This is a genomic window from Enterobacter cloacae complex sp. I1M (assembly GCF_014982425.1).
GTDB classification, from domain to species: Bacteria; Pseudomonadota; Gammaproteobacteria; order Enterobacterales; family Enterobacteriaceae; genus Enterobacter; species Enterobacter intestinihominis.
Genome location: NZ_JADCLG010000019.1, coordinates 283,139 through 293,670 on the forward strand (window position 1 = coordinate 283,139; position 10,532 = coordinate 293,670).

Below are 10,532 nucleotides of genomic sequence, written 5' to 3' on the forward strand. Positions count from 1 at the left end.
TTTATTTCATCCGATTGAAATTAAAGCAAAAAAATCGCAACTATTTTTAAAACAGAGCCGTATACAACAAAAACCTTTTATTGACATTCTTAATAAATATTTAACATCTCATTCTTGTTGCCTTTACCCATTTTTAGCAGGCTGATATTTTCATGGTTGACTATCTTCAGGGTGAACGAATCACTTCAGGTTAACCATAAGAAAATCCATGGTGACAACAAGGTTAAATTAACTACGGCCAAATCAGACTGGATGTGCTGCTTTTTAACACCATCAGAACAGCACAAATTCCACATTTTTTATTAATTTTTTAAAATGTGTTTGGCTTAATTATCACCAGATGACGCTCACCTTCGAGCTGAGGGATCTGGAGTTTTTCAATGGATTCCACTGCAAAACCGTCCGGAAGCTGCTCTATTTCGTCCCCCGGAAGTTGCCCTTTCAGCGCATAAAAACGGCCCTTATCCGCCGGCAGGTGTTTGCACCAGCTCACCATGTCATTGAGTGAGGCAAACGCGCGGCTGATAACGCCGTCAAACGGTGGCTCTGCCGGGAACTCCTCTACCCTGCTCTGCACGGGCGTGATGTTTTCCAGCTTCAGCTCATGCTGAACCTGTCGTAAAAAGCGTACGCGCTTGCCCAGACTGTCCAGCAGCGTGAAATGACTCTCCGGTCGAACAATAGACAACGGAACGCCCGGCAAGCCCGGACCGGTGCCCACGTCGATAAAACGTTCACCGGTAAGATACGGCGCCACAACGATGCTATCGAGAATATGGCGAATCAGCATCTCGTTGGGATCGCGTACGGAGGTGAGGTTGTACGCTTTATTCCATTTGTTCAGCATATCGACATAGGCCACCAGCTGATTTTTCTGGTGATCGGTGAGCGAAATACCTGCCTGTTCCAGCAGACGAGAGAGTTTATTGAGCACGGTGGATACCTGTTGAGAGATTTTTCGCCCGGTGGCACTGCCGCTTACCGGGCCTACGATTAAGTAGGGCGGGTAAGCGAAGCGCCACCCGCCAAAAGCAATGTTAATTACGCGCTGCGGCGCAGCATACCCTGCTTTTTCAGCCACACCAGCAGAATCGAAATCGCGGCAGGTGTGACACCGGAGATACGTGAGGCTTGGCCAATCGACACAGGTTTGTGATCGTTCAGCTTAGCGATCACTTCGTTGGAAAGCCCCGTCACCTGACGATAGTCCAGCATTTCCGGCAGCAGCGTATTTTCGTTGCGCTGCTGTTTTTCGATCTCATCCTGCTGACGCGCGATGTAACCTTCGTATTTCACCTGAATCTCGACCTGTTCAGCCGCTTCAGCGTCTTCAAGGCCCGGTGCGAACGCGGTCAGTTTGACCAGATTCTCGTAGGTGACTTCAGGACGGCGCAGCAGATCTTCACCACTGGCTTCGCGCGAAAGCGGCGCAGTTAAGTGAGCGTTCACTTCAGCAGCAGTTTCCGCCTGCGGATTCACCCAGGTGGTTTTCAGGCGCTGGCGTTCCTGTTCGATACGCTCTAGCTTCTCGTTGAAGCGCGCCCAGCGTTCGTCATCCACCAGACCCAATTCGCGGCCCACCTCGGTCAGACGCAGATCGGCATTGTCTTCGCGCAGCATCAGGCGATATTCCGCACGAGAAGTAAACATGCGGTACGGTTCTTTGGTCCCCAGCGTGCAGAGATCGTCGACCAGAACACCCAGGTAAGCCTGAGAACGCGCTGGTGCCCAGCCCTCTTTCTCGGCAGAGAAGCGAGCGGCGTTCAGACCGGCCAGCAGCCCTTGTGCGGCAGCTTCTTCGTACCCGGTGGTGCCGTTAATCTGGCCTGCGAAGAACAGACCCTGGATGAATTTGCTTTCCAGCGTCGGCTTCAGGTCACGCGGATCGAAGAAATCGTACTCAATAGCGTAGCCAGGACGAACGATCTTCGCGTTTTCCATCCCCTGCATTGAACGCACAATCTGCATCTGCACGTCGAACGGCAGGCTGGTGGAGATGCCGTTCGGGTAAATTTCGTTCGAGGTCAGCCCTTCAGGTTCGAGGAAGATCTGATGCTGGTTACGATCGGCAAAGCGCATCACTTTATCTTCGATCGACGGGCAATAACGTGGGCCGATCCCTTCGATCACGCCGGCGTACATTGGGCTGCGATCGAGGTTATTGCGGATCACGTCATGGGTTTTTTCATTGGTGTGCGTGATGTAGCACGGCACCTGCTGCGGATGTTGCGCCGCATTGCCCATGAACGAGAATACCGGCATCGGGTTATCACCGTGCTGCTGTGCCAGTACGCTGAAATCAATGGTACGCGCATCAATTCGCGGCGGCGTACCGGTTTTCAGGCGGCTTACGCGCAGCGGCAGCTCACGCAGACGACGAGACAGCGGAATCGACGGCGGATCGCCCGCACGGCCACCGCTGTAGTTGTCCAGACCAATATGGATTTTACCGTCCAGGAATGTCCCGACCGTCAGCACCACCGCTTTTGCGCGGAACTTGAGACCCATCTGGGTCACGGCGCCAACAACACGATCGTTTTCCACGATAAGATCTTCTACAGCCTGCTGGAAGATCATCAGGTTCGGTTGGTTTTCCAGCGCTGTGCGCACAGCCTGACGGTAAAGCACGCGGTCTGCCTGTGCACGGGTGGCGCGAACAGCCGGACCTTTACTCGCGTTTAGTATCCTAAACTGAATGCCCGCATGATCGATCGCTTTCGCCATCAGGCCGCCAAGTGCATCCACTTCTTTTACCAGGTGTCCTTTCCCAATGCCGCCAATCGCCGGATTACAGGACATTTGTCCCAGCGTGTCGATATTGTGTGTCAAAAGCAGGGTCTGCTGACCCATTCGCGCTGCGGCCATTGCGGCCTCAGTGCCTGCGTGACCCCCGCCAATGATGATGACGTCAAAAGGATCCTGATAAAACATGGTGGTCTGCCTCGCGTAAAGCGGTATGAAAATGGATTGAAGCCCGGGCCGTGGATTCTACTCAACTTTAGTCTTTCGAGAAAGCATTGGGATCCTGGGCTATTAAAAAGAAGATCTTTTTATTTAGAGATCTGTTCTATTGTGATCTCTTATTAGGATCGCAGACCTTTGTGGATAAGTCCGATCCCATAAATAAGATCATGCAGTTAGGAAGGATCGTTTGCTGTGAATGAACGGTGATCCTGGACCGTATAAGCTGGGATCAGATCGCCACTTTATACACAGGTCAAAAACTAAACTAACGTTGTTCTTTGGATAACTACGGGTTAATACGAGCTTTTAACCAGAGTTATCCACATCTGATCGCGCGATCTTTAATCGTTTTTGAGTAAATTTTTCCATTCCACGAGCCAGATCTCGGCTGGATCTTCGGGAATATCATGATCGAGGATGTTGATCTTCAGTGTTTCACCCAGCTGTTTTGCTCCGCAGGCGGTCACCGCAGCTTCTACTTTCTCTATGGCGCCACAGAAAGTGTCATATTCACGGCTGCCGATCCCTACAGCGCCAAACCGGACGTTTGCCAGATCGGGCTGTTGTTCCAGCAGTTCGTCATATAAAGGTTGCAGGTTATCCGGCAGATCGCCCGCGCCGTGCGTGGAGGTGATCAGCAGCCAGACCCCGTCAGTCGGGAGATCTTCCAGCAGCGGTCCGTGCAGCGTTTGTGTAGAAAAGCCCGCGTCTTCCAGCTTCTCAGCCAGATGTTCCGCTACATATTCCGCACCGCCCAGGGTGCTGCCGCTGATAAGAGTAATGTCCGCCATTGATCGCTCGCTCAGATAAAGAGGCGGTCATTGTACGCTGTGAACGAGCTGGGATCTACCTGTGGAAAATGTGGGAATGAAATTGCCCGATCACGGGCGGATAGTACGCATGATCGGGTTTTGCAGGGAGATCAGGGTTTCGGTGGACTGAATTTCATCGATTGTTTGGATCTTGTTGATAAGTACCTGCTGGAGAGCGTCGATGGATCGGCACATGACCTTTATAAAGATGCTGTAGTGCCCGGTGGTGTAGTACGCCTCAGTGACTTCATCCAGCGCGTTCAGCTTCTCCAGCGCGGAGGGGTAATCTTTGGCGCTTTTCAGAATAATGCCAATGAAGCAGCAGACGTCGTAGCCGAGTTGCTTCGGGCTGACATCAATGCGTGCGCCGGTGATGATCCCGGCCTGCTTCATTTTCTCTACGCGAACGTGAATGGTCCCCGGGCTGACGCCAAATTGTTTCGCCAGTTCGGCATACGCGGTGCGTGCGTTGGCCATGAGCGCTTCCAGAATGCCGCGGTCCAGATTGTCGATCTGATAATTTTCCATAGGTTTTTCTTATGAAGATTAATGATTCCTTCTATTCTAGCGTCTTATTTTAACGAATCAAAAGTGAAGGTGGCTTTTTGTTGATGGGTTATTGAATTAAGCGCCTGTTCTGTTGCTTAATCAGTATCAACAGGACGCAGGAGTATAAATAATGAAAACCGCTTACATCGCAAAACAACGCCAGATCAGTTTCGTTAAATCCCATTTTTCTCGCCAGCTGGAAGAGAAGCTTGGCCTTATTGAAGTGCAGGCGCCGATTCTGAGCCGCGTGGGTGACGGGACGCAGGATAACTTGTCTGGTTGCGAAAAAGCGGTACAGGTAAAAGTGAAAACACTGCCAGACGCCCAGTTCGAAGTGGTTCATTCCCTGGCGAAGTGGAAGCGTCAAACCCTGGGACAACACGACTTCAGCGCGGGCGAAGGGCTTTACACGCATATGAAAGCCCTTCGCCCCGATGAAGACCGCCTCTCCCCCATTCACTCTGTCTACGTTGACCAGTGGGACTGGGAGCGCGTAATGGGTGACGGCGAGCGTCACGTCGGTACGCTGAAATCTACCGTTGAGGCGATCTACGCCGGGATCAAAGCGACCGAAGCGGCCGTGAGCAAAGAGTTTGGTCTGGCACCGTTCCTGCCGGAAACGATCCGCTTTGTTTACAGTCAGGAGTTGCTGAGCCGTTTCCCGGATCTGGATGCCAAAGGCCGTGAACGCGCGATCGCCAAAGAGCTGGGCGCGGTATTCCTGATCGGCATTGGCGGGAAATTGTCTGATGGTAAACGTCACGACGTCCGTGCGCCGGATTACGATGACTGGAGCACCGTGGGCGAGAGCGAATATGCCGGTCTGAACGGCGATATTCTGGTCTGGAACCCGGTTCTGGAAGATGCGTTTGAACTCTCTTCGATGGGGATCCGCGTGGATGCTGAAGCACTGAAGCGTCAGCTGGCCGTGACCGGTGATGAAGATCGTCTGCAACTGGAATGGCACCAGGCGCTGCTGCGCGGTGAAATGCCGCAGACCATCGGCGGTGGTATTGGCCAGTCTCGTCTGACCATGCTGCTGTTGCAACTGTCCCATATCGGTCAGGTACAGTGTGGGGTCTGGCCGCAGCAGGTACGTGAGAGCGTCGGTTCTCTTCTTTAATTAACGTCGCCAGCGTCTGAGCAGGCGGCTACGCAACCCGGTATCAAAGCGCCAGATGTGATCGAAGATGCGCATGATGCCGGGTTTTCCATGTGCAGACATCGCCACGGCATGGAAGCGGTGCTGATGCACGCGCTGCATCTCCTTCACTTTATTCACGACGTCGTCGGGCAGCCGCTGGGCAATAAAATCGGAAATCACCACCGCATCCGCGTCGTACCAGTCTCCGCCCTGCATGCGCTCAATGATGCTGCGAAAACAGCTGGCCAGATCGGTGCCGCCGCGAAAGCGCTGGCTTAAAAAGCGGATCGCCTGCTCCAGCCCCTGTGGGCTGGTCAGTTCATACCCCACCACTTCGCTGGAAAATAACATGATGTAGCAGCGACGACGATCGGCGAGCGCCACGCGCATCAGAGCCAGGCAGAACGCTTTTGCACACTGCTCATTAAATCCCCCCATCGATCCGGACGTATCTACGCAAACAATGAATGGACCGCGCGGTTGCTCATCAAAGTCCTGATGCACCACCGGGCGCTGGCTGATTTTTTCGCGCCAGGCTTCGCCATGCAACCGATAGGTAAGAAGCTGTTTTTCCACCAGACGGCGATAAAACTCATACTCCAGTTCGGTCATTCCCAGCGTGCTGAGTTCCGTAGGCAACAGGCGCAGGATATCATCGCTTTGCTGTAAGCCGTCCACCTGCTCCGGTACGGTGGAGGGCTCGCGTACCAGCGTACGAAAGGTTTCCATCGGCGCATCTTTCTTTGGAATTGACCTGGCCTCCCGGGATCGACCAAGCTGTTCTGCAAGCTTCATCAGCTCCGGCTGTTGTGCCAGAAAGTCGCCGTACTTCACGATCAACTGATAATCGCCACGTTTTAACTGACCGGCACTCATATCCCAGAGTCGACCGGCGGCGTTTTCATTCTCCACCAGCACCTGTTCTAGCTGGCCGCTTAACGTCATCCGCTCCTGAACTTCGCTTAACAGCTGTTCGCGCTCTTCGTCCAGCAACTGCTGGTTGAGAGAGGTGGCCTGAACGACAAGACTGAGCCGCCAGCGCTGTAAAAACAGCGTATGCAGGGCGGGAGTAAAGCTGGGGTTGTCCGTGACCAGCGCTCTGGCCTGGCTGGCAAACGGGGAGTGAACGTTATCTAGCAGCGTCAGGGTTTGCTGTAGCTGGGCAATAAACTGCGGCGTTGAAAGCCGCTGGCACTGCTGGTAACCAGCCACTTCCTCTGTCAGTTCCGGCGGGACTTCCGTCTCCTTAAACCGCTGGCGCAGGTTATCGCGCCAGCGGGGAAGATCGTCCGTCATTGCTTTTCTGAGCTTCGGAAATTTTTCAAAGAAGGCCGCCAGCTGCGGTGAAGCGAGCAGGGTAATGACGACCTCTTCGATCAACCCTTCCTCGCTAACCGCCAGCATGACGTTAAGCGTGTCCAGCGTTAGCATTGACGCGCCTGTTTAATCTGCGCGCTGACATCCTGCAAGCTGGCTTCAATGCGACCTAACCAGTCGCTATGGATAAAGAGGCATTTCTGCTGCTCGCTGAAGCGCGTGTGCTGCTGATGCCATTCGTTATCCAGCGCTTCGAGCTGCTGTTTGATCTCCTCCGGAAGACTGTCAGAGGCCGTGCCCGGCAGCGCCAGGCGCGATCCCTGAAGGCTGACGTCGCGGATCACAAGGTGCTGGCTGCTGTCGACTTCCATCGACAGCGGCTGTGCAAAGCCGATACCGTTGAGTTTACCGCGGATCTCGCCGCCCTTATCCAGCCACTGAACCAGCGCAACGCGTTCGATCGTCACGTGCACCACCTGCATATCATGAAGCTTCAGCGGCTGCTGAAGAAGAAGTGTGAGCGAGGCGTCAGTCAGTTCGGCTGGCAGTTCATAGTGCGGTTTACGGGCAAACATCCCGCCAAGACGGTTCACCTTCAGCGCGGTTTTGTCACTTTGCTGCTGCTGAAGCTGAAGACGACGTTGGGCAATCGCCCCCAGTTGATTAAGCATGGATTGCTGACCCCACGCGTGCCCGGTCATCAAAACGTCCAGCTGCTGCTGCATCAAATTCATCCCTTCTGCGTCGTGCCACAGACAGTCTTTCAGCAGGATCAGATCGATGGGGGCGACAGCATCGCGGCCGCTGAACAGGGCGCTTGCCTGAAGCAGACGAATGGCTTTTTTCCAGCGACGGTCGGAGACGTACGGCGCGGAGGGCAATAAATCAAGCTGCTGGCGCAGCATGAAGATCAGCTCAAAGACGGCATCGGGCAGCTTAATTTTGCCTATCTCTTCCTGCCACTGGTCATACTCTTCGTCCGTGACCTGTAATGATGGTGCCACCGGATTTTCGTTTTCGTCCTGCTGGCTTACCAGCATTGAGCGGAAGTTCGATTTGTCCTGGACTTTATCCAGCCACAGGCGGATCAGCATGCGGTCATACAGCGCTTCAAGGCTGCTGTCGGCTTCGGGAAGTTCGTTAGACGCGGCCACCAGCAACCGCATGGGGATCTTCTCTTCGCTCGCGCCGTTGCGGAAGCGGCGTTCGTTGATTGCCGTCAGCAGGGTATTCAGAATGGCCGGGCCGGCTTTCCAGATCTCATCAAGAAAGACGATTTCCGCTTCCGGGAGATAGCCCGCCGTCAGACGTTCATAGCGTCCCTCATCTTTTAACGCCTGAATGGAGAGCGGGCCGAAAACTTCTTCCGGCGTGGAGAAGCGCGTCATCAAATACTCGAATGCGCGAGCGTTCTGGAAAGCGAATTTGAGGCGGCGTGCGATCAGACTTTTGGCAATGCCCGGCGGACCCAGCAGAAACACGCTTTCCCCGCTCAGCGCCGCCAGTAAACAGAGGCGAATGGCGTGGCTACGCTCGTAAAGGCCTTTCTCCAGCGCACTGCTGAGGCGGGAAATTCTTTCTGCTAATAAATGTGAGTGAGCCATAATAGTTTTGCATCCTTTCGCCGTCGTGGCGGCTAATTGAAGCGAGTATAGACGTTTCGGTCTGGCCTGGTAATAGGCTGAAGTGCGGCGCTATTTTCTTTGCGCTACATTAATGCGGCTGCATTTAGGGGTACGATTTTGCATTGAATCGTGCATACTGTGCGCTTTTTGTGGGCCAAGGGACTAAGCACACATTTGTTATTCAAACGAAAAGACTAGTCTATGAGCACTGATAATAAGCAATCATTACCTGCAGTAACGCTTGCAGCGATCGGGGTTGTCTACGGTGATATCGGCACCAGCCCGCTTTATACGCTTCGTGAATGTTTGTCCGGTCAGTTTGGTTTTGGTGTAGAGCGTGACGCCGTATTTGGTTTCCTCTCGCTCATCTTCTGGCTGCTGATCCTGGTGGTCTCCCTTAAGTATCTCTCTTTCGTTATGCGGGCTGATAACGCGGGCGAGGGCGGTATTCTGACCCTGATGTCCCTTGCTGGGCGCAATACGTCTGCAAGAATGACCTCCGTGCTGGTCATCATTGGCCTGATTGGCGGCAGCTTCTTCTATGGGGAAGTCGTGATTACGCCAGCGATTTCGGTGATGTCGGCCATAGAGGGGCTGGAGATTGTCGCGCCTCAGCTTGATACGTGGGTGGTGCCACTCGCTATTATCGTGCTGACGTTGCTGTTTGCTATACAAAAACACGGTACCGGGCTGGTGGGTAAGCTGTTCGCGCCTATTATGCTGGCCTGGTTCCTGATCCTGGCGGCGCTGGGCTTACGCAGTATTATTGCCAACCCGGATGTCCTGCACGCGCTGAACCCAATGTGGGCGGTGCATTTCTTCCTGGAATATAAAGTGGTGTCGTTTGTGGCGCTGGGCGCGGTAGTGCTTTCCATTACCGGTGTTGAAGCGCTGTATGCAGATATGGGCCACTTCGGGAAACTCCCAATTCGCGTCGCCTGGTTTAGCGTTGTTCTGCCTTCACTGGTGCTGAATTACTTCGGCCAGGGCGCGCTGCTGCTTGCCCATCCTGAAGCGATTAAAAACCCGTTCTTCCTGCTGGCGCCGGACTGGGCGCTGGTTCCGATGCTGATCCTGGCGACGCTGGCGACGGTCATTGCCTCTCAGGCTGTTATTTCCGGCGTATTCTCCCTGACGCGTCAGGCCGTGCGTCTGGGGTATCTCTCGCCGATGCGCATTATCCATACCTCTGAGATGGAGTCAGGCCAGATCTACATTCCGTTCGTCAACTGGCTGCTCTATTTCGCGGTGGTGATTGTTATCGTCAGCTTCGAGCACTCCAGTAACCTGGCGGCGGCGTACGGTATCGCGGTGACCGGAACGATGGTGTTGACCTCTATTCTCTCTACCACCGTGGCGTACCGTAACTGGCACTGGAATAAGTTCCTCGTGGGGCTGATCCTGGTTGGTTTCCTCTGCATCGACGTGCCGCTGTTCTCTGCGAACCTCGACAAGATTGTCTCCGGTGGCTGGCTGCCGCTGACGCTGGGTCTGGTGATGTTCATCGTGATGACGACGTGGAAGAGCGAACGTTTCCGCCTGCTGCGTCGTATGCATGAGCACGGTAATTCTCTGGAGGCGATGATCGCCTCGCTGGAGAAATCCCCGCCGGTGCGAGTGCCGGGCACGGCGGTGTATATGTCTCGTGCGCTGAACGTGATCCCGTTTGCGCTGATGCATAACCTTAAGCACAACAAAGTGCTGCACGAGCGCGTGATCCTGCTGACGCTGCGTACCGAAGATGCGCCGTATGTTCACAACGTGCGACGCGTACAGATTGAGCAGCTGTCGCCAACCTTCTGGCGCGTGGTGGCAAGCTACGGCTGGCGCGAAACGCCGAACGTGGAAGAGGTATTCCACCGCTGCGGTCTGGAAGGGCTGAGTTGCCGCATGATGGAGACATCGTTCTTTATGTCCCACGAGTCGCTGATCATCGGCAAGCGCCCATGGTATCTGCGCCTGCGCGGCAAGCTGTATCTCATCCTGCAACGTAACGCCCTGCGTGCGCCTGACCAGTTTGAGATCCCGCCCAATCGCGTGATTGAGCTGGGGACGCAGGTCGAGATTTAATTCTCAGTGCGGCCTGATGCCCTCACCCAGCCCCTCTCCCACAGGGCTGAG

Annotated in this window: 8 protein-coding genes; 2 read left to right on the plus strand and 6 right to left on the minus strand. The window is 54.4% G+C overall.

Annotated features, from left to right (window positions below):
• Positions 1-310: 310 nt before the first annotated feature.
• The 4 genes from rsmG to asnC all read right to left on the minus strand — a co-directional run bounded on the left by rsmG (position 311) and on the right by asnC (position 4,304).
• Entirely contained in the window at positions 311-934 is a 624-nt protein-coding gene (rsmG, locus tag INF86_RS12705) for a 16S rRNA (guanine(527)-N(7))-methyltransferase RsmG (RefSeq protein ID WP_022649872.1), read from the minus strand.
• 107 nt (positions 935-1,041) lie between these two features.
• The gene (gene mnmG / locus INF86_RS12710) at positions 1,042-2,931 is read right to left on the minus strand and encodes a tRNA uridine-5-carboxymethylaminomethyl(34) synthesis enzyme MnmG (protein ID WP_003862379.1); all 1,890 of its coding nucleotides are present in this window, start codon (positions 2,929-2,931) and stop codon (positions 1,042-1,044) included.
• Positions 2,932-3,305: 374 nt separating this feature from the next.
• Positions 3,306-3,755: an FMN-binding protein MioC gene (gene mioC, locus INF86_RS12715; protein ID WP_154051790.1), complete on the minus strand. Its 450-nt coding sequence runs from the start codon at positions 3,753-3,755 to the stop codon at positions 3,306-3,308.
• A 90-nt stretch (positions 3,756-3,845) separates the two neighbouring features.
• Complete coding sequence (asnC, locus tag INF86_RS12720) at positions 3,846-4,304, minus strand: transcriptional regulator AsnC (protein ID WP_003862383.1); 459 nt, start codon at positions 4,302-4,304, stop codon at positions 3,846-3,848.
• A 151-nt stretch (positions 4,305-4,455) separates the two neighbouring features.
• Here asnC and asnA point away from each other — a divergent pair, with 151 nt between their 5' ends.
• Complete coding sequence (gene asnA, locus INF86_RS12725; RefSeq protein ID WP_171936332.1) at positions 4,456-5,448, plus strand: aspartate--ammonia ligase; 993 nt, start codon at positions 4,456-4,458, stop codon at positions 5,446-5,448.
• Here asnA and viaA read toward each other — a convergent pair whose 3' ends face one another.
• Positions 5,449-6,900 carry an ATPase RavA stimulator ViaA gene (gene viaA, locus INF86_RS12730; RefSeq protein ID WP_022649870.1) on the minus strand — a complete coding sequence of 484 codons (1,452 nt, stop codon included), beginning with the start codon at positions 6,898-6,900 and terminating at the stop codon, positions 5,449-5,451. It lies immediately after the preceding gene.
• Entirely contained in the window at positions 6,894-8,390 is a 1,497-nt protein-coding gene (gene ravA / locus INF86_RS12735; protein WP_022649869.1) for an ATPase RavA, read from the minus strand. The genes viaA and ravA overlap by 7 nt, the downstream gene beginning before the upstream one ends.
• Positions 8,391-8,612: 222 nt before the next feature.
• Here ravA and kup point away from each other — a divergent pair, with 222 nt between their 5' ends.
• Positions 8,613-10,481, plus strand: coding sequence for a low affinity potassium transporter Kup (gene kup, locus INF86_RS12740; protein WP_006808744.1), 1,869 nt, complete (start codon positions 8,613-8,615; stop codon positions 10,479-10,481).
• Positions 10,482-10,532: the final 51 nt, after the last annotated feature.